The 23,340-nt window shown below is 66.7% G+C and carries 19 protein-coding genes and 11 pseudogenes; 22 read left to right on the top strand and 8 right to left on the bottom strand.

Annotated elements, in window-relative coordinates:
* Nucleotides 1-152 precede the first annotated feature (152 nt).
* From PV963_RS43875 to PV963_RS02090, 4 genes and pseudogenes are all read right to left on the bottom strand, one after another.
* Nucleotides 153-1,303: pseudogene (locus PV963_RS43875) on the bottom strand (FAD-dependent oxidoreductase); the annotation flags it as partial.
* A complete protein-coding gene (locus PV963_RS02100; RefSeq protein ID WP_274813880.1) occupies nt 1,191-2,594 on the bottom strand; it encodes an NAD(P)/FAD-dependent oxidoreductase in 1,404 nt (467 codons plus the stop codon). The pseudogene PV963_RS43875 and the gene PV963_RS02100, both read right to left, overlap by 113 nt.
* A 365-nt stretch (nt 2,595-2,959) precedes the next feature.
* On the bottom strand, nt 2,960-3,445 hold the full coding sequence (locus tag PV963_RS02095; RefSeq protein ID WP_274813879.1) for a RidA family protein: 486 nt from the start codon (nt 3,443-3,445) through the stop codon (nt 2,960-2,962).
* 73 nt (nt 3,446-3,518) lie between these two features.
* A complete protein-coding gene (locus tag PV963_RS02090; protein ID WP_274813878.1) occupies nt 3,519-3,992 on the bottom strand; it encodes an HAD-IA family hydrolase in 474 nt (157 codons plus the stop codon).
* A 359-nt stretch (nt 3,993-4,351) separates the two neighbouring features.
* Between PV963_RS02090 and PV963_RS43495 the strand changes: the two are divergent.
* From PV963_RS43495 to PV963_RS02000, 22 genes and pseudogenes are all read left to right on the top strand, one after another.
* Nucleotides 4,352-4,621: pseudogene (locus PV963_RS43495) on the top strand (GntR family transcriptional regulator); the annotation flags it as partial.
* A 1,228-nt stretch (nt 4,622-5,849) separates the two neighbouring features.
* Nucleotides 5,850-6,311, top strand: a complete 462-nt coding sequence (locus PV963_RS43870; protein ID WP_425541008.1) for a DUF2180 family protein — start codon at nt 5,850-5,852, stop codon at nt 6,309-6,311.
* 286 nt (nt 6,312-6,597) lie between these two features.
* Nucleotides 6,598-7,071, top strand: a complete 474-nt coding sequence (locus PV963_RS43865) for a RidA family protein (protein WP_425540866.1) — start codon at nt 6,598-6,600, stop codon at nt 7,069-7,071.
* A gap of 136 nt (nt 7,072-7,207) precedes the next feature.
* Complete coding sequence (locus PV963_RS02070; protein WP_274813875.1) at nt 7,208-8,248, top strand: alanine racemase; 1,041 nt, start codon at nt 7,208-7,210, stop codon at nt 8,246-8,248.
* A gap of 144 nt (nt 8,249-8,392) precedes the next feature.
* Entirely contained in the window at nt 8,393-8,965 is a 573-nt protein-coding gene (locus PV963_RS02065; protein ID WP_274813874.1) for an SDR family NAD(P)-dependent oxidoreductase, read from the top strand.
* Nucleotides 8,850-9,124, top strand: a pseudogene (locus tag PV963_RS02060) (SDR family NAD(P)-dependent oxidoreductase). The gene PV963_RS02065 and the pseudogene PV963_RS02060 overlap by 116 nt, the downstream one beginning before the upstream one ends.
* Nucleotides 9,125-9,462: 338 nt before the next feature.
* On the top strand, nt 9,463-9,816 hold the full coding sequence (locus PV963_RS02055) for a cupin domain-containing protein (protein ID WP_274813873.1): 354 nt from the start codon (nt 9,463-9,465) through the stop codon (nt 9,814-9,816).
* A 413-nt stretch (nt 9,817-10,229) separates the two neighbouring features.
* Nucleotides 10,230-11,330 (top strand): annotated as a pseudogene (locus PV963_RS43860) (ABC transporter substrate-binding protein).
* On the top strand, nt 11,323-12,174 hold the full coding sequence (locus PV963_RS02040) for an ABC transporter ATP-binding protein (RefSeq protein WP_274813870.1): 852 nt from the start codon (nt 11,323-11,325) through the stop codon (nt 12,172-12,174). Before PV963_RS43860 ends, PV963_RS02040 begins: the two are co-directional and overlap by 8 nt.
* The gene (locus PV963_RS02035; protein ID WP_274813869.1) at nt 12,075-12,464 is read left to right on the top strand and encodes a TOBE domain-containing protein; all 390 of its coding nucleotides are present in this window, start codon (nt 12,075-12,077) and stop codon (nt 12,462-12,464) included. Before PV963_RS02040 ends, PV963_RS02035 begins: the two co-directional genes overlap by 100 nt.
* A 3-nt stretch (nt 12,465-12,467) precedes the next feature.
* Nucleotides 12,468-13,076 (top strand): ABC transporter permease, encoded by a 609-nt coding sequence (locus tag PV963_RS02030; protein WP_274813868.1) that lies wholly within the window; start codon nt 12,468-12,470, stop codon nt 13,074-13,076.
* Complete coding sequence (locus tag PV963_RS02025) at nt 13,025-13,360, top strand: ABC transporter permease (protein WP_274813867.1); 336 nt, start codon at nt 13,025-13,027, stop codon at nt 13,358-13,360. Before PV963_RS02030 ends, PV963_RS02025 begins: the two co-directional genes overlap by 52 nt.
* Nucleotides 13,360-14,226, top strand: a complete 867-nt coding sequence (locus PV963_RS02020; protein WP_274813866.1) for an ABC transporter permease — start codon at nt 13,360-13,362, stop codon at nt 14,224-14,226. The genes PV963_RS02025 and PV963_RS02020 overlap by 1 nt, the downstream gene beginning before the upstream one ends.
* 60 nt (nt 14,227-14,286) lie before the next feature.
* Nucleotides 14,287-14,658: pseudogene (locus tag PV963_RS43490) on the top strand (aldehyde dehydrogenase family protein); the annotation flags it as partial.
* A gap of 31 nt (nt 14,659-14,689) precedes the next feature.
* Nucleotides 14,690-14,764 (top strand): annotated as a pseudogene (locus tag PV963_RS43485) (hypothetical protein); the annotation flags it as partial.
* Between the two features lie 76 nt (nt 14,765-14,840).
* Nucleotides 14,841-14,891, top strand: a pseudogene (locus PV963_RS43480) (hypothetical protein); the annotation flags it as partial.
* 94 nt (nt 14,892-14,985) lie between these two features.
* Nucleotides 14,986-15,213, top strand: a pseudogene (locus tag PV963_RS43475) (aldehyde dehydrogenase family protein); the annotation flags it as partial.
* 208 nt (nt 15,214-15,421) lie between these two features.
* On the top strand, nt 15,422-15,766 hold the full coding sequence (locus PV963_RS43470; protein WP_342456353.1) for an aldehyde dehydrogenase family protein: 345 nt from the start codon (nt 15,422-15,424) through the stop codon (nt 15,764-15,766).
* A 405-nt stretch (nt 15,767-16,171) separates the two neighbouring features.
* Nucleotides 16,172-16,276, top strand: a pseudogene (locus PV963_RS43465) (AsnC family transcriptional regulator); the annotation flags it as partial.
* A gap of 116 nt (nt 16,277-16,392) precedes the next feature.
* Nucleotides 16,393-16,632, top strand: a complete 240-nt coding sequence (locus tag PV963_RS43460) for an Lrp/AsnC ligand binding domain-containing protein (RefSeq protein WP_342456352.1) — start codon at nt 16,393-16,395, stop codon at nt 16,630-16,632.
* A gap of 523 nt (nt 16,633-17,155) precedes the next feature.
* A complete protein-coding gene (locus PV963_RS02005) occupies nt 17,156-18,196 on the top strand; it encodes an IS630 family transposase (RefSeq protein ID WP_274813864.1) in 1,041 nt (346 codons plus the stop codon).
* A gap of 351 nt (nt 18,197-18,547) precedes the next feature.
* On the top strand, nt 18,548-18,679 hold the full coding sequence (locus PV963_RS02000) for a hypothetical protein (RefSeq protein ID WP_274813863.1): 132 nt from the start codon (nt 18,548-18,550) through the stop codon (nt 18,677-18,679).
* A 72-nt stretch (nt 18,680-18,751) separates the two neighbouring features.
* Here PV963_RS02000 and PV963_RS43855 read toward each other — a convergent pair.
* The 4 genes and pseudogenes from PV963_RS43855 to PV963_RS43850 form a co-directional block, all read right to left on the bottom strand.
* Nucleotides 18,752-19,210: pseudogene (locus PV963_RS43855) on the bottom strand (TniQ family protein); the annotation flags it as partial.
* A 622-nt stretch (nt 19,211-19,832) separates the two neighbouring features.
* Entirely contained in the window at nt 19,833-21,455 is a 1,623-nt protein-coding gene (locus PV963_RS01995) for an MFS transporter (RefSeq protein ID WP_274813862.1), read from the bottom strand.
* A gap of 228 nt (nt 21,456-21,683) precedes the next feature.
* Complete coding sequence (locus tag PV963_RS01990) at nt 21,684-22,481, bottom strand: alpha/beta fold hydrolase (protein ID WP_274813861.1); 798 nt, start codon at nt 22,479-22,481, stop codon at nt 21,684-21,686.
* Nucleotides 22,482-22,650: 169 nt separating this feature from the next.
* Nucleotides 22,651-23,172 (bottom strand): annotated as a pseudogene (locus tag PV963_RS43850) (transposase family protein).
* Nucleotides 23,173-23,340: the final 168 nt, after the last annotated feature.

Here is a 23,340-nt window from a genome sequence, read left to right as displayed (position 1 = left end):
GCCGAGGCGGCCGGAGTGGGCGGCTACCTGGTCCTGAACCGGTCCGGACGCACGAAGTCCAGGCCTTCGATGGTCTGTTTGCCGAGCGCCTCGTGTGCGGCGATGTGGCCGTAGCCGGTGGCCATTTTGAAGCCCTTTCCGGAGAATCCGGTGGCGCAGTAGATCCTGCTGTTCTCGTTCAGCCAGCCTACGAGGGGATGCCTGTCCTCGGTAAAGAGGTCGGGGAAGGCGTCGGAGCGCGCGATGGTGGGGATCAGGCCGGGGAAGAACTCGGTGACGATCTCGGTGACCTTTTCGGTTTCTTCCCGGGTGAGTTCCCTGGGAACGGCGTCCGGGTCGGGGTTGCCCTTGCGCGCCCGGCCAGCGGTCCGTCCACCGATGCCTTGACCGTCACGCCGTCGACGGCGGGTGCGCCGTACATGGAGCGATCCTCGTACCACCGGCTGAAGGCGGGGAAGTTCTCCGGCGAGAACTGCGTACCGTCCTGGGCGATGAACCAGGTCAGGACGATCCGATGGGTTTCCGTGACGGCCTTGAGGTGGTCGGGCATGAGCCTTCGGGACCAGCCGCCCGAGGCGACGATGACCTTCTCGAACGTCCAGGTTCTGTCGCCCGAGGTGACGACCACGCCGTGGTCGGTTTCGGTGATGCTGTCCACGGGTGTGTTCTGCAGGACGGTGGCGCCGCCTGCCTGGGCCGCCGCGACGGCAGCGCTGACGGCGCGGTCGGTGCGCAGAATGCCGCCGTGGGGGTCGTAGACGGCGCAGTCGTCGGGGCGGAGATTGTGTTGCGGGTAGCGTTCGGCCAACTCCTCCCGGCTGAGGACGTAGTGCTCGGCTCCGGTGATGCGCGTTGCCTCGAGGAGGCTGTTGATGTAGATGCCGTTCGCTGTCCCGATGGACAGGGCCCCGTAGGCGTGAGGATGTCCTGCTGCCCGGTTTCGGCTTCGAGCTCGGCCCAGAGGCTGCGGGAGCGTTCGACGATGGGGTAGTACTCGGGCCTGCCGAGGTAGATCATGCGGAACAGGCGGGTGTCCCCGCCCACGGCACTGCGGCCGTGGGCAGGGGTGGCTGCCTCGAAGCCCACCACCGAGTCGGTCAGCCGGGAGGCCTGCCACAGGGCCATGCTCCCGATGCTGCCCAGGCCGATGACGGCGAGTGTTGCGTCCATGAGAGCAGTTTCCTTTTCGTCTACTCGTGAAGTCCGGCGAGGCGGCTGCCGAATCGGGCCAGGAGTGAGGTCTTGCTGGAGCCCCTGCGCTCTTCCCACTGGTCCGCGATACCGAAGAGCCGGTACATGGCATGAACACCCAGCCAGCGGATGGGCTCCGGTTCCCACTTCGGCGCCCGGTAGCCCACCCAGGGAAGCGTGGTCCGTTCGGTTTCCTTCTCGAAGGCGAGCTCCATGAGAGTCCTGCCGCCGACATAGGCCGCCGTGACACCGTGTCCCGCGTAGCCGGTGGACGATCCGATCCCGGATGCCGGGTCCCAGTGCACGCCGCCGTTCCAGTCGCGCGTGACGCCCAGGACTCCCGACCAGGCGTGATCCACCTCGAAGGGGATGCCCGGGAAGAAGGTACTGAGCTTGTGCGAGATCAGGTCGATGGTGGACTGGGCGGTCGCACCGGCTCCCCCCGTGCCGGACCCGAAGCGGTAGGGGACACCACGGCCCCCCATGGCGATACGGCCGTCCGACGTCCGCTGGGAGTAGATGAACGTGTGAGCGGAGTCGTTGAGGCACTGGGGCCCGTCCCAGCCGATCTGCTGCCACGCCTCCTCCGGCAGGGGCTTGGTCACGATCATCGAGGAATTGACCGGGATCAGGCTCCGGCGGCCCAGCAGCTGTCCCGAATAGCCTTCGGTGCAGATGAACGTCTTCGCCGCGGTGACACGCCCGTCGGCCAGGGTGAGGGTCTTGCCCTCGACACGGTCCACGCGGCTGCTCTCGTAGATCCTGACGCCCATGGAGGTCAGGGTGTCGGCGAGGCCGTAGACGAGTTTCGCGGGGTGGATCCGCGCGCAGTGCTTGTAGAAGAGTCCGCCGTGGACGGTGGAGATGTTGATCCGGGACTGGAACTCGTCCCGGTCGAGCAGGTGGACTTCGTCGTCGGTCAGCCCGTACTTCAGTTCGGCATCACGCCGGGTGACAAGCCGGCCCAGCCCCGCCCGCGTGTGGGCGGCGACGAGCGCTCCGCCCTTGTGCTGATCGGCATCGATCCCCTCGGCCTCAAGGATGTCCAGGACCGCGTCGACGCCGGCGACGAACTCCTGCTGCAGCGCCCGGCTCGCCTCCAGCCCTCCGCCGGCGCGGGCGAAGGTGGCACGGTTTCCCGGCGGCATGGCCGAGAGCCAGCCACCATTGCGCCCCGACGCGCCGTAGCCCACCTGCTCGGCCTCGAAGACGGCGACGGAGAGCGACGGTTCGAGCTTCTTGGCAAAGTAGGCCGCCCACAGGCCGGTGTAGCCGCCGCCGACAATGGCCACGTCGACGGAGTCCTGGCCGGTGAAACGGGGGAACGAGGGCTTCTTGTCGGCCAGTTGGGCCACCCAGAAGCCGAGCTCTCCGTTTCGGGGTGGTGCCGCAAGCGCGTTCATGTCGTGTCCTTCTTCTGTGTCTGGGAACCGTGTGGGCCGGTGCTGGAAGGCGGTGTGGCCGCCGTCGACGGGGCGGGTTGCCCCGGTGATGTACGAGGACTCAGACGACGACGGAAGAAGACGGCGGCGGCGACCTCCTCGGGGGAGTGGCGAGGTGCCTGAGCGGGTGCCGGCGCCGGCCCCGAGGCCCCCCACGCCCGCGGATGGGGCCTCGGGGCCGCTGACCTGCGCTGGAGGGAGGCCTTGATATGTGCGTTGTGACGTATGGCTTGGAGTCGAAACTGTGCTCGGCGCCGAAGTCCTGCACACGGCCGATGGTTCCCGCATCATGTCGACCGGCACCATCGGCGCTTCGGTACGCGCCGCTACACCGCGGTGCAGATCATCTGGATCTCGACCGGACTGTTGAGCGGCAGCCCGGCGACACCGATCGCGGTGCGGGCGTGCCGTCCGTTCTCGCCCAGTACCTCGATGAGCAGTTCACTGGCCGCGTTGGCGACCTGCGACTGCTCACCGAAGTCCGGCGTACTGGCCACGAAGACCAGCATCTGCACGATCCGGACCCGGTCCAGATCGCCCACCGCCTGAACGGCGGCTGCGAGGCAGTTCAGCACGGCATGGCGCGCGAGCTCCTTCGCGGTCTCCAGCTCCACGTTCCGGCCGACAACGCCCTGACCCAGCAACTTACCGTCCTGGTAAGGGAGTTGGCCGGAAATGTGGATGCTGGAGTCCACCGCCCGGTGGTGCACGAAGTATGCGTTGCCGGGAAGGTCGGGCAGCTCCAGTCCGATGTTCTGGAGCCTTTCCGAAGCCGAGTCGCCCTTGACGGTCTGAGGCAGGGGCAGACTCATGCCGCCACCGCCTTGCTGTGGACCATTTTCTCAGTTCTCCTGTTCTCGAGTTCTCCAGTTCTCCGCTCGGGCGTCAGGGGCGCGGCAGGCCGAAGAGGACCGGGAGATCGGCGATGTCGGTGATCCGCTCGTAGCCGAGCCATTGCTCATCGTGCTCGAAGCCGCGGTCGACGTACACCTTGTTCTCGATGCCCATGATGGCCGCGGAGCGGTGGTCGTACATCGGGCTCGCGGAGACGTGGACGATCTCGTCGGGTGTCACGCTGAGCTTGTCAAACATGTACTCGAAGGCGCGGAGTCGCGGCTTGTAGACGCCCATCTCCTCGGCGCTGATGACGACCTCGAACGGGGCCTTGAGGTTCTCCGCGAGGCGCACGGCATGGGCGGTGTCGCTGTTGGTGATGATGACCAGCGGGACTTCCTCGGCCAGGCGGTTCAGTGCCTCGGTGACACCGGGGTACGGGCCCCAGGTGGGGATGCGCTCGTATACCGCCCGCGCCTCGTCCTCGCGGTACTCGATACCGACGCTGCGCGAGGCGCGCTCCATGGAGCGCGCGACGACCTGGTGGAACGGCTGGTACGAGCCCGTGCACTCGTCGATCCGGTACGCCTTGCAATCCGCAGGTACTCATCGGCGACCTCGGCCGGCAGCCGGTCGCCCAGGATCTCGCGCATAGTGTCGTTGATGCTGAACTTGATCAGTGTTCCGTTCATGTCGAACGTCGCGAACTTGGGCTTGATGTCGAATGCCACTGGTCCTCCTGTGTGTTTAAGTGGAGCAGTCTGACGCTGTGGTCGATTGTCGACCATCCGTCCTGGTCGATTGTCGACCAAATATGCTGAGCTGTCAACAGTGCTAGAGGCGCGCCTTGGGCAGGGCGGCCGACCCCCTTCTGTGCGCATGAGGTGATCCACCGGCGCAGCCAACTCGATGACGTCGATGTGACCGGCGGAGGTATAGTCGACAAACGACCAAGCGGTCGGCAATCACTGAGGGAGGGCCACGGGGTGGACCACAAGTTCGAGTGGCAGGAGCAGCGGACGACGACGCCTGAAGGCGTTTACCGCACACTGCGAGCCGCCATCCTCGATGGGACCGTGCCTCCTGGTGGCCAGCTGCGCGAGGCGCACATCGCCGCGGATCTCGGCATCAGCCGGTCCCCGCTGCGCGAGGCGCTGACCAAGCTGGAGGAGGAAGGCCTCGTCGTGAAGATCCCCTACCGTGGGGCGTTCGTCGTGGAGGTGAGCGCTCGGGAGGTCGCCGAGATCGACTCGGTCCGGCTGCGTGTCGAGCCGTACGCCGCTGAGCTCTCGGCCGAAGCGCTGCGCGTCCTGAGCGGCCCCAGTTGCTGCAGACCGTCGAGGATCTCCGCCGGGCGATGGAGAAGGACGACATCCCGGCCAGCATCGACGCGCACCTTCGATTCCACAGGCTCTTCTACGATCTCTCGGGCACGGCGTCCTGCAGAGTCTCTGGAACGGTTGGGAGACCAAGCTGCGCCTCCACCTCAGCGTCGACCACCGCACCTACAGCGACGACCCGCAGCAGCTGGTCGTCGAGCACGAGAGGTTGCCGCCGTTGCCCTGGGCGGCGACACCGACGCGTTCCGCCAGGAACTGGCTGCCCATTTCCCCATGGGGCTGGGGCCGAGACGGGAGATCCGGGGGAGCCCGCGTCCCGGCATGTCTGAGTCCATGCCGCCTGCGTGAAACATCCAAGCCCGCTCGCCACGGCGTCGACTCCGCTGCGTTCGGTGATCGAGGTGTGCGACCACGGGCAGGGCATCGATGAAGGGTCCGCCGGCGGGCGCATGCCGGATCGAGCGGCTGCGTCGAGTCCTGGGTGCCTCCTGTCGTGGCTGCGCGATCGGTCGGCTTCCGTCCGGCAACTGCCGCGCGCACGGTGACGGACCCGCCGCGCACCGCGACCAGGCAATGCGCCGATGTCGCCGACTCCGTTCGGGTGGGGCAGCCGTGGCCGGTCGTGGCTGGTGAGGCGCAGGCGTAACCGTTGATCGGCATGCATTCCGGCGGCGCCGTCCGCGTCGTGCCGAGGTTGCCGACGTATCTGCGGGCGACTCCCCGGAGCGCGGTGTCGCGAGGCTCGGGACGCGGGCCGCGTTCGCTGTGCCGTTGAACGGCAAGCGCTGCCTGGTAGTCAGGTCGGGCGAATCAAGAGGGTCAAGCGGGTCAGGCGGGTCAGGCGGGTCAGCGGGTCAAGGGGCAAGAGGATCAAGGAGCTTCACTCATCGCGCACTGACCATGCGATCGTGATCGATCGAATCTCAGTCTGGACAAAGTCTAAACTGGAGATTACTTTCAAGCTCCTTGAGCAGGTGTGCGTGGCCTGGGTGGGTTGGTTCATGGGGTGCCGCACCTGGCCCTGCTGAAATCGGAGTCGAGCATGAGGTGCTACGACTGTCTCCAGGAGGCGCGCAGCGACACCATCGACATCGGTGTGTGCTCGCGCTGCGGCTTGGCCGCCTGTGAGAACCACGCCCGCGTACGGCAGGTGCAGGTCACCCGCCAGATCGGCATGGGTGCTGCGTACGGCCGCATCCCGGCGCGCAGGGTGTCTGCCACACCTGAGACATGGCCGAGACCGCGCACTGACCCGCATGGTGCGCTTGTCGCACCGCATCATCGGTCGCCGAACGCGCGCTGCCCGTCCGGGCGCCCCGTTCTTGGCCTGCCCGGATGCCGTCCCGCACACTGGTACGGCGTCCGGGCCTCAGTTGCGGCCACGGTGGGTGCGCCGTGCTGGAGGCGCGACCGTGGACGGCAGAGTATCCATGATGTCCTCGCCAGCGGTCGTCCCGGCACGGTGATGGGGCCGGCGTTCCTCCCGGCCCGCGAGTGCCCGTAGGTACTCGGTCAGTCCCGAACCCGCCTGGCGTCTCACGCCGCAGGCGCTTCCCTGAACGGCCGCTACGCACTTGCCTGAACGGCCGCTGCGTGCTTGCCCTGAACCGCCACATCGCACTCTCGAACTGTTTCCGCGGCCGCGTTCGAGGTTGAAGTTCGTATTGACAGTGCTCGACGGACAGCCATATGGTCGACAAACGACAATAGGTTGACGGTTTTAGGCCACCATAAGGGTTTTGTCGCCGCCGCTACTCGAGAGGAGAGCCGAGTACAGATGATCAAGAGTCATGAGACTTCGGCAGCGAACACCGACTCGGCTTCCGATCGGCTTCAGGCCCTGCGGCTGGCCCTTCCCGAGCTCCGGAGAACCCGTACTACGTGCATTACCGGACGGAGGGCTCCAGCATCTACATTTCGGGCCAGCTGCCTTACCGGGACGGTTGGCTGCTGGGCAGGGCACTGTCGGCAGGGACATCGACCTCGAGACGGCGCGGTCATGCGCGCACGATGCCGTGCTGAACTGCCTCGCCGCCGCTGTGCAGGCGGTGGGCGATCTGGACCGGGTCCGGATCGTGCAGATGCTGGTCCTCGTGGCCAGTACGCCGGACTTCGGTGAGCAGTCGCAGGTCGCCAACGCGGCCAGTGAACTGCTCATCGAGGTACTGGGCGAGAACGGACGGCACGCCCGCACCGCGATCGGTGTCGCCGGGCTGCCGCTCAACAGTCCGGTCGAGATCCAGATGGTCATCACCGCTGCGTAGGGCGGCCCCGACGGCGGTGTTACCCGAGTGCGCGCGATATCGCGGGGCACGCGCGTTCGGCATCGAGGGGAGTCAGCACCCGCGCCCCTCGATCATTTCCCTCGATCGTTCCAGGCAGAACCACAAGGAGGGCAGCGTGAATCAGCTGCAACGAGCACTCGACGCTCTGGTCGAGCGGATCGACACCCCCGCGCCGATCGTGCTGGTCGACGTCATGCAGGGCAACATCGACCGCATGCAGGGCTTCGCCGACCAGCACAACATCAAGGTCAGGCCGCACATCAAGACACACAAGTGCGTGGAGATCGGGCGGCGCCAGATCGAGGCCGGCGCGGTCGGGATCACCGCGGGAAACGTAGGTGAGGCCGAGGTCTTCGCCGCGGCTGGCTTCGACGACATCTTCCTCGCCTACCCGATCTGGGCCGCGGGATCGAAGAAGCCCCGGATCCGCCGGCTCGCCGAATCCACCCGGCTGCGGGTCGGCGTCGACAACGTCGCGGCGATCGAGGCCCTCGCCGACGCGATGGGAGACGAACCGGACCGCCTGCAGGTCGTGATCGAGGTCGACTGCGGCGCCCGTCGTTCCGGTGCGCCGCCCGAGCTCGCGGGCGACCTCGCACTCGCCGCCCGCAAGCGCGGTCTGGTGCCGGCGGGCGTCTTCACCTATCCCGGTCACGGCTGCACCGGTCGCGACGCTCGCCAGCGTGCCGCGCAGGACCAGGAAGCCGCGCTCACCACCGCGGTACGCAGCCTCGAAGGCGTCGGGGTCACCGCGGAGGTGGTCAGCGCCGGCTCCACGCCCACCGTCGAGTTCTCCACCAGCAGCAGCGTGATCACCGAGATCCGTCCCGGCGAGTACGTCTTCGGCGATCTGAACAACGCCCGGCTGGGTGCTTGCGCGGAGGACCAGATCGCGCTGTTCGTCGCCGGGACCGTGGTCAGTGACTGGGTCCCCGACCAGGTCATCGTCGATGTGGGCAACAAGGCCCTCAGCAAAGAAGGCAGCCCCGAGATCGGCTACGGCGGCATCGCCGGCACGAAGGCGGTCCTGTCCAAGGTCAACGAGTACCACGGATTCCTCCCGCTGCCGGACGGCGACTTCCGCCCCAGCGTCGGAAGCGTCGTACCGGTGGTGCCCAACCATGTATGCCCCGTCGTCCTCGTTTCGAGGAACTGATCGTCACCGACAGCACGGGCACGTCGCTGCAGCGCTGGCCGGTCGACGCCCGCGGATTCCTCAACTGACCGGCACGGGACGAGACCCCGTCCTCCCCAAGCCCCCACCCCCGACCGACCTCCCCCGTAATGAGGAGTGCCTGACATGAGACTCAAGAACGTCACGGCCCTGGTGACAGGCGCCAGCAGTGGCATCGGGCAGGCGGTGAGTTCCCACTTCCGCCGCGAGGGCGCGCGACTGCTGCTCACCGGCCGCAGGGAGCGGCTCGACAGCGCCGAGCCCGACGATCTATACGTTCCCGGAGACCTCAACGACGAGACGTTCGTCGAGCACCTGGCCAAGCAGGCCGCAGAGACCTTCGGCACCGTCGACGTCGTCGTCCTCAACCACGGCCTGCAGGCCGACAGTCCGCTCACCGAGATGGCCTGCGACGACGCGAGGAACGTGCTCGAGAGCAACCTGCTCAGCGCGTTCCTGGTGATGAAGCACTTCGCCCCGCTGATGCCGAGACCGGCGGCTCGTTCGTCTGCGTCAGTTCACGGCTGGGCATGGTCGGCATGTCCGGGCAGGTCCTGTATTCCGCCGCCAAGGGGGCCTCATCATGCTCGCCAAGGGCGCCGCGATCGAATGGGCCCCGCGCAACATCCGGGTCAACGTCGTCGCTCCGGGTCTGACCGCCACACCGATCATCGAAGCGGCGTTCCAGCGCAGGCCTGACCCCGAGGGCTACCGCCGTCAGCGCGAGAACACGATCCCGCTCCAACGCCTCGCCACCCTGAAGAGGTCGCTGACGCGGTGCTCTTCTTCGCCTCGCGGGAGTCGTCGTACGTGACCGGATCGGTCCTGACCGTCGACGGCGGGTACACCGCCGGCTGAACACCCTGCTGGGCATCACCACCAGCAAGGGGCTGAACGACCTGTTCTCCGTCGCTCCTTCTGCCTCGGGCGTCCGCCGATTGCGGCATGAAATGTCGAACAAGCGTCGAGCACGTGCCCCATTCGCCTGCCCCACTTGAACGGCGTCACCCTCACTGCGCCCGTGCCGACAACCGTATTCGAGCCACCGGCCACCTCGGCACCAGCCACGATGCCTCGTATCGGCCTCCGCACATCGGGAACGGGCCATGCCCACGAGCGTGTGTCAGATGCCGCTCTGCAGCAGCTCGTCGACCGTGGCCGCGGCCACCAACTTCTCAAGCTCCAAAAGGAAAGACATGTCGCTCCTGAAGGCCATCGACACCAATCCCTCCTTCACGCCGCGAGAGTCCGGCCCGCTCCCGGAACGCCTGATTTCCGGCGACCCTGCTTTTCGGACCTGGGCCCAGGACGTCGCCCGTGGGGAGTCGATCCATACGGGCGTCTGGGAAGCGACGCCCGGCGAGATGCGTTCGACCAAGGGCGAGACCTTCGAGTTCTGCCACATCCTCTCCGGCATCGTCGAACTCACACCCGAAGGCGGCGAGCCGGTGATCTACAAGGCCGGCGACAGCTTCGTCATGAAGCCGGGCTACGTCGGCGTCTGGAAGACCATCGAAACCGTGCGCAAGATCTACGTGACCGTGACGTGATGCCGATGCCCGGCCCCGATCGCCTTCAGGGTTTACGCGAAGCCACCTGCTGAGCAACGCCGCCGGGGCTGATGGTCCGCTCGGCCCGTCCCTCAGCCCCAGGCCAGGATCTGCTTCATCCCTCACCAGAGCCCTCATGCTCCGGCTCTGCTGAGGACCACCCCCACTCCGCTGGTCACCCCCTGTGCCAGCTCCAGTTTCCCCACCGCCACTCACCCGGTCACCCGGTCGACGTCGCTCCGGCGACAAGGTCGTCGGGGACTTCGATCCACGGCGAACACGCGCCCCAAACGGCGATCGGCAAGGCAAGCGGGCGATGTTCTGTCCGCGTTCGCCGCCCTGAACAATCCCCCCGCATGCGAGGTAAAGCCCCGCACAGCTGGTCCCATGCGTCCCCAGATGAGGAGTATTCCATGAGTGATGCCCAGATCGGTCGTAGAGCGCTCCTGCGCGGAGCAGGCGGCCTGGCCGCCCTCGCCGCTCTTCCCTCCCTCTCCGCCTGCGGTACCGGCTCCAGCCGGTCCGGCGCCGGCAGCGGCGGCAAGGGCGGCAAGACGGTGGTCGTCCGTGACAGCGGCGGTTCCTATGGTGCGGCTCTGCAGAAGGCGATCTACACGCCGTTCACGCAGGAGACCGGTGTCCAGGTGAAGGTGCTGAACCTGGACGACGCCCCGCTGTTGGCCCAGATCAAGCAGGGCCGGCCGCAGTGTGACCTCATCAACAACTCGATGATGTCGCACACCAAGTACGTCAAGCAGGACGCGCTGGAGGCGCTGGACCTCGACGGATCAAGAGCGTGAAGAGCGCGAAGATCCCGAGGCCCAGATCACCGACCACGCCGTCGGCCACAGCTTCTACGGTCAGTGCATCGCGTACCGCACGGACGCGTTCGGGGGTAAGAAGCCGGAGTCGTGGCGGACTTCTGGGACACCAAGGCGTTCAAGGGCGCCCGGGCGATGGTCCACCCGGACGGTGACCTGCCGGAGCTGGAGTTCGCGCTGCTGGCCGACGGCGTTCCGATGGACAAGCTGTACCCGCTGGATGTGGACCGCGCGTTCAAGGTGCTGACCCGGCTGCGGGGCGACATCAAGAAGTTCTGGGACAGCGGCCCGCTCCCCGGTGTGCTGCTCAGCCGCCAGGAAGTGACGATGTCCACCGTCTGGGACGGCAGAATCGCCGATCTGCAGAAGCAAGGCGTCCCGGTGGAACGGCAGCTCAACGGGATGCGCCGCCAGTTCTCCGGCTACGCGATCGCCAAGGGCGCGGCCAACGCGGACAACGCCTACCAGCTGATGGACTTCGCGCTGCGTGCCGAGAGCCAGGCCGCCCTGGCCAAGGCGTTCCCGTCGAACCCGTCGTCTCCGGTGGCTTACGCCAAGCTCACCGAGGAGGAGCGCAACGCGCTGGCGGGTGCGCCGAAGTACTACGACAAGGGTTTCGATGCGGATGTCGACTGGTGGCTGAAGAACGAATCGGCCGTCACCAAGCGCTGGTTGGAGTGGGCTCGTGGCTGAATTCGGTATCGCGGCACCGTCGGTGAAGGTGGCCGGCGTCAAGTCGGCCACGGCGACCGGCAAGGCGCTGTCGGTGGTGGCACTGCGTAAGACGTACGGGGACGTGGTCGCTGTCGACGAGGCGTCGATGGAGATCGCCGCGGGGGAGTTCGTCACCTTCCTCGGCTCCTCCGGGTCGGGCAAGACCACGACGCTGATGATGATCGCCGGGTTCTGCGAACCCGACTCCGGCACCATCACCGTCGGCGGCCGTGACGTCACCCGCCTGGCGCCGCAGAAAACGGGGCCTCGGTTTCGTCTTCCAGCAGTACCTGCTGTTCCGCACATGACTGTCGCGGAGAACGTCGCTTTCCCGCTGACGCTGCGCGGGGTGCCGAAGGACGAGATCCGTCGGCGTGTCGGGGAGACGCTGGAGATCGCGGGCCTGTCCGGGTTCGGGGGCCGTAAGCCGCGTGAGCTGTCCGGTGGTCAGCAGCAGCGTGTGGCGTTGTGCCGGGCGCTGGTCTACCGGCCGCCGGTCATCCTGATGGACGAGCCGCTGGGCGCGCTGGACAAGAAGCTGCGTGACCAGCTGCAGGTGGAGATCAAGACCATCCAGCAGGAACTCGGCCTGACCGTCATCTATGTGACGCACGATCAGGAAGAGGCGCTGGTGATGTCGGACCGTATCGCGGTGATGCGCAACGGTCTGATCGAGCAGTTCGACACCCCCGCGAGCTGTTCGAGCGGCCGAGGACGCCGTTCGTGGCGGACTTCCTCGGCGCGGCGAACTTCCTGCCCGGGCGTATCGAGCAGCACGACGGCGAGCACACCCTGGTCCGTCTCGACAACAGTGGTGACCTGATCAAGGCCCGCCATCACGACCTCGCCTCGGGCACCCGGGTCAAGGTCGCCGTCCAGCCCGGCCGGCTGCGGGCCTGTGCCGCCGGCGACGGGTTCTGTACCGGCACGGTGGAGAACGCCACCTACGTCGGCACGCTGGTGCGCGCCGGGGTCCGGATCGACGGTGGTGACGGGCCGCTGCTGCGCCTGGAGGTCCCCGCCGGCCGCGGGCCCGTGGCCGGCGAGCGGGTCGGGATCAGTGCGGACCCCGAGGACGTCAACCTCTTCCCCACCGACGAACAGGCGGGGTGAGTCATGGCAGCCACCCTCACCGCGGGCGCTCCCGCCCGCCCCCGCAAACTCCTCGCATCACGCCGGACCCGCGTCGGGATCCTGTACGCGCTCCCCGTCGTCGTGTATCTGCTGGTGCTGTTCGTCTACCCGATCTTTTCCACACTGCTGCTGAGCCTGAAGGACGCCGACGGCGCGTTCACCCTGCACTGGTACGCCGACGCACTGACGGGCGTGAACCTGTCGGTGCTGCTCACCACGCTGCGGATCTCCGCCGAGACGGCGGTGCTGAGCCTGGTGTTCGGCTTCGTCCTGGCCCAGGCGATCACTCGGCTCAAGCCCGTCCTGGCGGGCCTGGCGATGCTGGTCGTGGTCGTCCCGCACTTCGTCTCCGCGCTGGTGCGCACGTACGGCTGGATCATCATGCTCGGTGACAAGGGCCTGGTGAACGAGTCCCTGACCAGCATGTCGGTTCCCGGTGCCCCGTTCCAGCTGCTCTACAACGAGCTGGGTGTGGTCATCGGTACGACGTCGATGATGCTCCCCTACACGGTGCTGCTCCTTTATGGGGTGATGCGCGGGTGGACCGCCGGCTGCTGGCGGCCGCGTCCAGCATGGGCGCGGGCAAGGTGACGATCTTCCGGCGTATCTATCTGCCGCTGGTCGCCCCCGGGCTGGCCAGTGCCGGGCTGCTCAGCTTCATCCTGTCGCTGGGCTACTACATCACCCCGGCCCTGATGGGCGGACCGAACCAGACGATGATCGCCACTCTCATCAACCAGCAGGTCACCAAGGAGAACCAGTGGAACGGAGCGGCCGCCCAGGGCGTCATCCTGCTGGTCCTCACCCTGGCCGGACTGCTGCTGGTCAAGGCCGTGACCTCGCTGGGCGCGGGCCGTAAGAAGAGGAGCGCGTGATGATGGAACTGCGCAAGACCCTCGCCGGCCGCATCGCCCTGACCGCGGTCGCCACCATCATCCTGCTGTTTTTGGCGCTGCCGATCGTCGTCATCCTCGTCACCTCCTTCAGCAACAACGCCTTCGCCTCCTTCCCCCCGGAGACGTGGACGCTGAACTGGTACAAGGCCCTGTTCGCCGACGGCAGCAAATGGCCGGCCGCACTGTCCCTGTCCGCCCTGGTCGCGGCCCTGAGCACTGTGTTCTCCCTGGTCATCGGGGTCACCGCGGCGACCGCGCTGGTCCGCAGTGAACTGCCGCTGCGCTCGGCGGTGTTCGCCCTGGTCCTGGGACCGCTGGTCATCCCGCAGATCGTCACCGCGCTCGGGCTGTTCCTGTTCTTCGAACCGGCCGCGATGTTGGGCAGCCCCATCGCGATCGCGCTGGGCCACACGGTGCTGGCCTCACCGATCGCGGTGCTGATCCTGATCGCGACCCTGCGCGGCATCGACGAACGCCTCGAGGACGCCGCCGCCAGCATGGGCGCCGGCCGCCTCACGATCGCCCGGAAGATCACCTTCCCGCTCGCTGCGCCGGGCATGATCGCGGCGGCGATCTTCTCCTTCATCACCAGCTTCGACGAGTTCTACATCTCCCAGTTCCTGTCCTCGGTCGACACCGTCACCCTGCCGGTGCAGGTCTACAACTCGCTCACCTTCGAGATCGACCCCAGCGTGACCGCGGTCAGCGCGATCCTCATCGCCTTCGCGATCCTCGCCCTGGGCCTGGTGGCCCTGGTGCGCTGGCTCGGCTCCGGACGGCAGGACTCCCTGCTCTCGGTCGAGAACACCGTCGGTGTCGCCAACCCGGGAGGCGAGGCCGTATGACCACCCACCGATCGTGCTCTCTCAACACACCATCCTGCGATCAGCGAAAGAGCCACGCGCATGACTGACACCCTCACCGCTCCCTCAGTGGAGTCGGCAGTCCTGGAATCCGTCCCCCGTGGCTTCCTGGCCCACGACTGGCAACCCGCCACCGGCGGTCGCACCTTCGAGGTGCGCAACCCCGCGACCGAGGAAGTCATAGCCACCGTCGCCGACTGCGGCACACAAGACGCGCTGAAAGCACTGGACGCGGCGGCCGCGGCCGCCGACCAGTGGGCCCTCACCAGCCCGCGGGACCGGGCGACCGTCCTGCACCGGATCACCGACGCCATGACCGAACACCGTGAGCGTCTGGCCCGCATCATCACGCTGGAGATCGGCAAGACGATCGCCGAAGCCCGGGGCGAGGTCGACTACGCCGCGGCCTATTTCCGGTGGTACGCCGAGGAGGCGGTCCGCCCCCATGCACGCAGCACGCCCTCCGGACGGCAAGAGTCACATCGTCACCGTCGCGGAACCGGTCGGGCCCTGCCTGCTGATCACTCCGTGGAACGTGCCGCTGGCCATGGCCGCCCCGCAAGGCCGCCGCCGCCCTCGCCGCAGGCTGCACCGCCGTGCTCAAACCGGCAGCGCTCACCCCGCTGTCCTCCCTGATACTGGGCGAGCTGGCACGCGAGGCCGGCGCGCCCACAGGCGTCCTGACTGTGATCACCAGCAGCGACGCGCAGCGGTCACCACGGCGCTGCTGGCCGACCCCGGCTGCGCAAGCTGTCCTTCACCGGGTCCACTCCCGTCGGCAGGCTGCTGCTTCAGCAGAGCGGTGCCCGGGTGCTGCGCACCTCGATGGAGCTGGGCGGCAACGCGCCGTTCCTGGTCTTCGACGACGCCGACCTCGACCTCGCGGTCCGCGAAGCGATGATCGCGAAGATGCGGCTGGGCGGCCAGTCCTGTGTCGGCGCCAACCGGTTCCTGGTCCAGGACGGGATCGCCGACGAGTTCGCCGCGGCGCTGGGCGAACGGATTGCCGCCATTCGGGTCGGCTCCCGGACCGGGAGGACACCGAGCTCGGGCCGCTGGCCGACCACCGTGCGGTGGACAAGGTCCGCCACCTCGTCGAGGACGCCGTGGCCCGGGGCGCCGTCGTCATCGGCAAGGCGGATATCCCTGACGGGCCGGGCCACTGGCCGCCCCCACCGTGCTGGACCACGTCCCCGCCGACGCCGCGATCATGCACGAGGAGGTCTTCGGACCCGTTGCCGCCATCCACCGGTTCTCCACCGAGGCCGAGGCCATCACGGTGGCCAACAACACCGAGCACGGCCTCGCGTCGTACGTGATGACGTCCCACATCGACCGCGCCCGCCGGGTCGCCGCCCGCTTGCAGGCCGGAATGGTCGGCATCAACCGCGGCCTGCTCTCCGAGGTCGCGGCGCCCTTCGGCGGGGTCAAGCAGTCCGGCCTGGGCCGCGAAGGCGGACCTGAGGGCCTCCACGAGTACCAACAGCTCAAGTACCTGTCACTGCCCGGCTTTCACAGCTGAGCAAGCCGAAACTAGCGGAGCCCTCTCCCCCCGTCGTGCAGGGCAAGGCAGTGACCGGGGTGAGGGTCCATTCCACTACCAGCGACCCGGTCAAGGGTGGCCGCCAGTCTCCGGCGGCCTCAATGTCGCCAGCCTGGCCGCCCGGGCGGATCTTCGACAGGACGGCGGTGTGAAGCAGTTCCTGCCGTCGGCGCCTGCCTCTCAGATCCTGGTCACCGACAGCAAAGGACATCCGGCGTTGGCGGGGCAGGGCGTCTGGGACGTCAAGCAGCCACGGCAGCCCGGTGGGGAGTCTCGGTTCTTCCTCACCCGCACCCCACCATGCTCCGCAGCCCCCATGGCACCCGTGACCCGAGTGCCGTGGGACGGCCATCTCCACCGACTTGACGAAGTAGACGGTTGGCCGTGGACGCCATCGACGAGAAGATCATCGCCGAGCTGACCCGCAACGCCCGCCTCTCGCACTCGGAGCTGGCCGGCAGGGTGCTGCTCTCCCGTAATGCGGTGCGCCAGCGCATCGACGGCTGGAGCGGAACGGCCACATCGCTGGCTACACCATCGTCCGTCCGGGCGAGGACACCGGCAATGTCGTCTCGGCGCTCGTCCTCATCTACCGCCAGGACCGCATGCGCGGAGGCGACGTCCTGGCCGCACTCAAGGGCATTCCGGAGGTCGTCATCTGTGAGATCCTCAGCGGCGACTACGACATCATGGTGCGCTTGGAGGCGGCCTCGCCTGGAACGCGCACGAGTCGTCTGGGAGAACATCGCCCAGATGCCCGGCGTACGGGACACGGTCACCGCCCTCACCCTGTCCAGCATCGTCAACCGTCCCCGAAGAAACGGCGTACCACGCCATCGGGGTGAGCAGCGCCGCCATCGCCACTTCCCCGTCCAGTCCACCGTGATCATAAAGACCACCACCTCCACCCCGGTGGCCAAGGTGTCTTCGACACCCAGGCGGTCGCCCTGGCGATGTGGGGAGAAGGACAGGCGCCGAGCACACCGACCGGGCGGATTGGCGGGCCAAGTACTCCTCCTTGGTGGTGATCTCCGTCGACGTGCAGCACGGCGCTCTGGCGTCGACCATTCCGCCGTGGAAGCGGTCGGAGCCGATCTCGGAGTGGATCCCGCTTCGGGGGATCAGCCGGGTCTCGATCCCGAGCTGGCCGGACATGATCTCGTGGGTCTTGCGCAGGCCTTCGACGTGGGCCGGTTTGGTCGCCATGAGTAGCTTGCCCGTGCGTGACGTGCACGTCGGCGCCAGCGGGCTAGTGTCCTGCGCCAGTAGTTGATCGTTAGTTGTTGCGTGACTTCTGCTGCTGGTGCGTCAGTTCCTCGTCGGGGTCCGAAGCTGGAACCGTTGCTGCTGTCCGCTGAGGAGCGGGCGATGTTGGAGCGGTGGACGCGTCGGGCCACGTCTGCCCAGGCCCTGGCTCTGCGCGCGCGGATTGTGCTGGCGTGCGCGGGGCCGGAGGTGCCGCCGATCGTGGCGGTTGCTCGGGACCTGCGGGTCACCGCGGACACAGTCCGCAAGTGGCGGCGGCGATTCCTCGCCCACCGGCTGGACGGGCTGGTGGACGAGCCCCGGCCGGGCCGACCGCCCACCATCAGCGTCGACCAGGTGGAAGCCGTCGTGGTCACCACGCTGGAACAACTCCCGAAGAACGCCACGCACTGGTCGCGCAGGTCGATGGCGGACCGCAGCGGCCTGTCGAAGTCGACCGTGGGCCGGATCTGGCGGAAGTTCCAGCTCAAGCCGCATCTGGCGGACACGTTCAAGCTGTCGACGGACCCGCTGTTCGTGGAGAAGGTCTACGACGTCGTCGGCCTCTACTTCAACCCGCCCGAGGGCGCGGTTGTGCTGTGTGTGGATGAGAAGTCGCAGATCCAGGTCCTGGACCGGTCCCAGCCGGTGCTGCCGATAATGCCGGGCATGCCCGAACGGCGCACTCACGACTCCGTGCGCAACGGCCTGACCACCTTGTTCGCCGCGTTCGATGTCGCCACCGGCGAGGTCATCAGCGCCCTGCACCGCCGGCACCGGGCAGTGGAGTTCAAGAAGTTCCTGGTCAGGATCGACAAGGAGGTTCCGGCGCATCTGCAGATCCACTTGATCTGCGACGACTACGGCACCCACAAGACCCCGGCGGTCAAGACGTGGCTCGCCAAACACCCTCGCTTCCACATGCACTTCACCCCGACCGGTTCCTCCTGGATCAACCAGGTCGAGCGGTGGTTCGGTTTCCTCGCCGACCAGAAGATCCGCCGCGGCGCACACAAGAACGTGCAGGCCCTCGAAGCTGACATCCGCGCATGGGTCAAGAACTGGAACGAAGACCCCAAGCCCTTCATCTGGACCAAGACAGCCGAAGAGATCCTCGACTCCCTCGCCCGCTTCTGCCGACGGATCTCCGGCGCAGGACACTAGTAGGTTGTGGGCCGCTAGCAGGAGCGCCCCGCATTGGGCGGGGTCGGTAGGGGTGTATCGGGTATCGAGGTGTCTGTGGTCCGACGATGCGCCGCGCTGCGCGGGTGCGGGCGGCGCGACCGGTGCGCAGTGCGTGTCGACCAGCGCCGCCAGGGCTTGCGACGGCAGTAGTGCTTCCCCGACCGGCCAACTGAGTCTGATGAGATGGGCTGCCATGACCAAGTCCGGGAAGAACGATTTGTCGGCAGGACGAGAAATCCCAGCGGGCTGCTCATTTGCTGCCAGCTCTTGATCCAAGAGCTGCTGCAGAGCGAGTAGCTGGCCGAGGTCCTTGCTCCCCACCCTGCCGTCGTGATCGAGAACCTCATCGAGTCGTGCACCACATGCGGTGGCGGTCCTGAAGGCGCGTTTGCCGATCTGGTCGGCCGGAATGTGGCGGCACTGGAGTGGGTGGAGGCCGGCGACGCGCGGCAGCTTGATTAACCTGACTGTCCCCGGGCTGTTCGTGTTGAGAGGGTTTGAGCAGGAGGGGCACACGGCGCGCAGGAGGCGGTGGTGCTGCAAGCACGCGAAGGACATCGGGAGGTGCCAGCGGATCTTCCACGCGCCGCCGAATGCAGCCTGGACCGGACTGCCGTTGCCACGAAGACACTCGGGGCAGAATCTGGTGGAAGGGTTCACCGCCCAGTTTACTAATGCGCTACGTCCCGTGAACGCGGTATCTGTCTGAACGCGCTGGAGCAGGGGGTACGTGGAAGCGAACCGTTGCATGGTCATGGAGGCAACTTCCTCCGTCCGCAGTCCAGCCGCCGCTGAGAACTGTGCTGAGACCGCAGCCGGAACAGCGCGCAAATTACGGTGGGCGATGGCTGTCTGGAAGGTGCCCAACCCGCACAGCTCACCGATGCGCCAGGGCGAGCGGTCCAGCCGGTAGGCGAGCCGGAGCACATACCCGGGCAGTGACTCTTCGGCGAGCGGGGCGAGACTTCGAGGGAGTACCCTCAAATGAGTCATCGGGTCGACTCCGCAGCAGGGCTGGTGTCATCCAAGACCGCAGTACGCCTCTTCTCTGTGCGGAGATCTACGCCGTCGGTACACCACTGCACCTTGCACTGAAGCATGGCGTGTTCGCCAGTCCTGCCCGCAAGGTGCGAGGCGAGCCTCATTCGCTTCGTCTTCATGGCGCACAGCATGCTCTTGCCGGAGTGCCCCGACCATCGAACAGCGGAATTCGCCGGTAGCGCACCGAGCTGGTACTTCCCCGGCGCAAGATCTGCTGCAGCTTCTGCCCTTCCTGATCGGTCAGTCTGTGCACCCGCACAGGCTCAGCCACCACACCTCCAGCGGTCGAAACCGACGTCACCGCCCATCCAACCGCCCCAACCACCAACCCGGCGACCTTCCCGGTCACAGCACTAGCTACGGCAGCATGCCCCTTGACCTGCGCTGTACCGAAGTGCCAACTATCTCTCTGATTCCGTACTTCCAGCCGCTGAAGGTAATTGGCATCAGTGCAGGTCACCAACGTTGCCTTGTGTCAACTATCGATCCCGGTCGCAGACCCCGCTGAGCTGCGGAAGCTGGTATTCGATGCTGCCCTGCGGCGGGCCTGAGCCTGGGTTCTGCCGTCACACTCTCAGACGGAGCTGCGGGCCTCTTCGTAGTCCGGCTCCGGTATCGGACCCTTCTTCTTTCCGACAGCAGGCAAGGTAATCAGCAGCACAGCTGCTCCGAGGAGTGCGATGACCGCGATCCAGCCCGCGCCGACGTGCATAGCATGGATAAACGCATTATCAGCAGCCTGAGCAAGAGCGGGCCGGTGGATAGCGGTGGCGACGTGACGGGCCTGTTCGGCGGAAACTCGCGCCTGATCCCGCACCGGACCGGGTGCACCCTCCAGCGAAGGTTCGATCGCACGTCGGTACATGATCGACATGATCGTGCCGCCTACTGCGATTCCGATCACACTGCCGGTTTGTCGCACGGTGTTGGTGACGGCCGATCCCGCACCGGCCTGTTCCAACGGCAGGTCGCTGATCAATGCGGCCGTAACGGGGCCGATCACCATGCCGATCGAGAGGCCCTGGATCAACAACAGGATCTCGATCCAGACGAGTGGAGTTTGGAGTCCGAGGAACCCGTACCCGCCCATGGTCAGCGCAGCCACGGTTAACGCCGGCACGGTGACAAGGCGTAGCGGCAGGCGGCGAACGAGGCGCGAGGCAAGGGGCGCCCCAGCGAGCGCGCCGAGTGCGGTCGGGATATTGGCCAAACCCGCCTTCATCGCCGAAAACCCGAGCGCGCCTTGCAGGTAGAACGCGTTATAGAAGGTGATGGCGGCCACACCGAAGAGCAGCAATCCGAGCGCCACATTGCCGCCACCGAATGTGCGTTGCGCGAACAGTCGCGGATCAAAGCTGGGCATCTTGAGGCGCAGTTCGACGAGTACGAAAACGGCCAGCAGGACCAGACCGACAACGATCGGCGCCCAGACGTCGGTACGACTCCACACCGTCACCTGCCCCGCCCGGATCAGTCCGTAGGCCAACGCCACGAGCCCACTGATCGACAGCAACATTCCAGCGGGGTCCAGTGGTCGCGGAGTGGGGCTGCGGAAATTCGGAACCAGCACGGCGAGCCCGACCAACGCCAATGCCGCGACCGGAATATTGATCAGAAAGACCGAGCCCCACCAGAAATGATCGAGCAGGAACCCCGCCAGAACCGGGCCGGCGGCCATTCCGACACCGGCCGACGTCGAGAAAATGCCGATCGCGGCAGCCCGCGCGGGGCCGGTAAAGGTCCACATAAGGATGGCCATCATGGCGGGCGTGATCAGCGCGCTGCCCACCCCCATCGCAGCCCGAGCTGCAATCAGCTGGCCCGCATCGCTTGCGTACGCCGCCCACAGCGAGGACCCGGCGAAGATCACCAGCCCACTGGAAAACACAGTCCGGTGACCGAACCGATCGCCCAATGCGCCTGCAGTGAACATTAATGTGGCGAAGGCCAGGGTGTACGAACCGGTCGCCCATTGCAGCTGACCAGGATTGGCCCCCAGTCCACGGACCGGGTCTGCAAGGGTCTCCAGCGTAGTACTCAGGACGGTATTTTCTATCCAAATCAGCAGCGAACACAACATAAGAACGGAAAGAATCAACTGCTGCCTGGACTTCGACAACGTTGGAGGCGTGGCCATGAACACCTTCGGATATCGATCGGCGGGAACCTGAACGACTGGACCATAAGCAAACTCCACGACGCCGTCAAGCTTAGATTTTCTTGCCAAGACTGTTGCGGCCGAACGGACTGTATGCCCTCTGCCGGATTTGCGGACTGAATAATTTTGTGCCCTCCGGCGGATTTGCGAGTTGAAGGATTTCGTGACTTCCGGAGGGTTGCGACTGAGCGCGGTGCGGGCATCTCGGCGAGGCTGATCGGGATCTCCAGTCCGTTTCGCGCCGGTCCGGGCCCTGCGGTCGGCCAGCTACGAGAGTGCGCGCAGGAACGGCCTGATGGTGCGGACGAGTTCCTCGGGTCGATCCCACTGCGGCGTGTGTGCGCCTGGGGTCTGCGCTACCTCGACCCCGAGTCGGGCGGCGAGCCAGGTGGCGGCTTCATGGAAGGAATCCGGTGATTCCCGGCCGACCAAGACCTGGGCAGGGGCGGTGATGCCGGCGAGCGTCGCGTCGTCAGGATGGTAGGACTCGAACGTCCCCATCTCGACGCCGAAAAGAGTCTCCCCGTTCGAGGCCATCCTGTGGCGCAGGTCCGGGGCCAGGCGATCCCAGGTCTCGTCGCCCGCAGCAAATCGGATGAAGCGCTCTACGGCTGCCTGAGGCCCCCCGGCGGCCATCCCTGCTTGGACGACCGACCTCACTGCGGCCTGGGCCTCGCCCGGGTTCTCCAGGACTGAGAAGAGCGTGATCTCGTGAAGGAGGGCGCCGCGGACGACGTCGGCGTGGCGGATGAGCAGGTCGAGGGCGGTGATCGCCCCATAGCTGTTGCCGAACACGGCGGCGGGAGCGAGCGCGAGCGCGGTGAGAAGTACTGCGGCGTCGTCGGCCTGCTCGGCTACAGATGTGGCCTCCCACCCGCTGGGGCGGGGGCTGCGGGAGTTGCCACGCCTGTCGTAGGTGACCACGGTGAATTCGTCGGCGAGCAAGTCCGCGACTCGGTCGAAGTGTCCGGCATCGCCGGTCGCGCCGGAGATGAACAGCACCGATGGGCCATTGCCCCGAAGCTCGTAGTAGATGTCTGTCCCGTTCACGGCAATCGACGGCATAGCGACTTCCTCAGCTAGACGAGGCCTTCGCGCCTCTGCGAGATACTGCTGGTCCTGCTACCTGTGCGCGTCGGACGCGGCGCGCGGTGTCGCCTGCGGGTGGGCGCGTCGAGCGGCCAAATGGCGGTCGCCGGCTGTCCCTTTCAAGTCCCAGCTTCCGTGATCTCCGTCAGATGGGGCGGCCGTACTCCAGTTGCAGGGGAAAGGGCGGCTGCGGCGATCTCGGTGATCCTGCTGGGGTCGAGGCTGACTCGGCGCAGGGCCTTGAACGTTGTCTTGAGCAGGGAGTTGGCGCGCTAGCACACGCCGTGGACATCCCGGATGACCTTGTTGCAGGTCTGCTGCGCCTCGGTCAGCTTGCCGCCTGGTTCAGATGGGTCAGCCCGGCCTCTTTCGCGCGTCGCAGCGCGGTGTCGAGATCTGGTGCGCCGGCCGCCAGGACGGTGAGTCCTTCGTGCAGGTACCGGTAGGCGGTGGATGTTGACAGGCCGTTGTCACGGGCGAGTTGGGCCATACGCGTGCCGTCGATGAACCAGCGCAGGACGAATACGGCCTGCCCAAAGCAGCCCAGCGCACGTCGTCCCCTGCGGGTGCCGATCTCGGCCCGACGGTCTCGCAGCAGCCGGGCCAGATGCTCGGCGGTGGACCGCTGCGCATCGAGCACGGCGGTGTATGTGACGCTGGTCGACACATGAGGCCCCTCGGTCGGATCTTTCTGTCGCAAGATCGTCCCTATCAGGAGCCTTACGTCTGCCCGGACTTGAGGTTGGAGAGAGCGGCGCCGCAAGCCGAAGCGTCACGATCGGTGACCGCCGGTTACCGAGAAAGGCTCACTGAACGAGCAGGACGGCACCGAGAC

The sequence above is a fragment of the Streptomyces coeruleorubidus genome (assembly GCF_028885415.1).
GTDB lineage: Bacteria > Actinomycetota > Actinomycetes > Streptomycetales > Streptomycetaceae > Streptomyces > Streptomyces coeruleorubidus_A.
This window is presented reverse-complemented; position numbering and strand designations above follow the sequence as displayed.

Coding starts and splice junctions, on each gene's coding strand:
- PV963_RS02100 (WP_274813880.1), bottom strand. CDS start 2,594: ATGAACGCGCTTGCGGCACCACCCCGAAACGGAGAGCTCGGCTTCTGG.
- PV963_RS43865 (WP_425540866.1), top strand. CDS start 6,598: ATGAGACTTCGGCAGCGAACACCGACTCGGCTTCCGATCGGCTTCAGG.
- PV963_RS02030 (WP_274813868.1), top strand. CDS start 12,468: ATGGCAGCCACCCTCACCGCGGGCGCTCCCGCCCGCCCCCGCAAACTC.
- PV963_RS43870 (WP_425541008.1), top strand. CDS start 5,850: ATGAGGTGCTACGACTGTCTCCAGGAGGCGCGCAGCGACACCATCGAC.
- PV963_RS43460 (WP_342456352.1), top strand. CDS start 16,393: ATGCGCGGAGGCGACGTCCTGGCCGCACTCAAGGGCATTCCGGAGGTC.
- PV963_RS02065 (WP_274813874.1), top strand. CDS start 8,393: ATGAGACTCAAGAACGTCACGGCCCTGGTGACAGGCGCCAGCAGTGGC.
- PV963_RS02005 (WP_274813864.1), top strand. CDS start 17,156: ATGTTGGAGCGGTGGACGCGTCGGGCCACGTCTGCCCAGGCCCTGGCT.
- PV963_RS02020 (WP_274813866.1), top strand. CDS start 13,360: ATGATGGAACTGCGCAAGACCCTCGCCGGCCGCATCGCCCTGACCGCG.
- PV963_RS02090 (WP_274813878.1), bottom strand. CDS start 3,992: ATGGAGCGCGCCTCGCGCAGCGTCGGTATCGAGTACCGCGAGGACGAG.
- PV963_RS02055 (WP_274813873.1), top strand. CDS start 9,463: ATGTCGCTCCTGAAGGCCATCGACACCAATCCCTCCTTCACGCCGCGA.
- PV963_RS02095 (WP_274813879.1), bottom strand. CDS start 3,445: ATGAGTCTGCCCCTGCCTCAGACCGTCAAGGGCGACTCGGCTTCGGAA.
- PV963_RS01990 (WP_274813861.1), bottom strand. CDS start 22,481: ATGCCGTCGATTGCCGTGAACGGGACAGACATCTACTACGAGCTTCGG.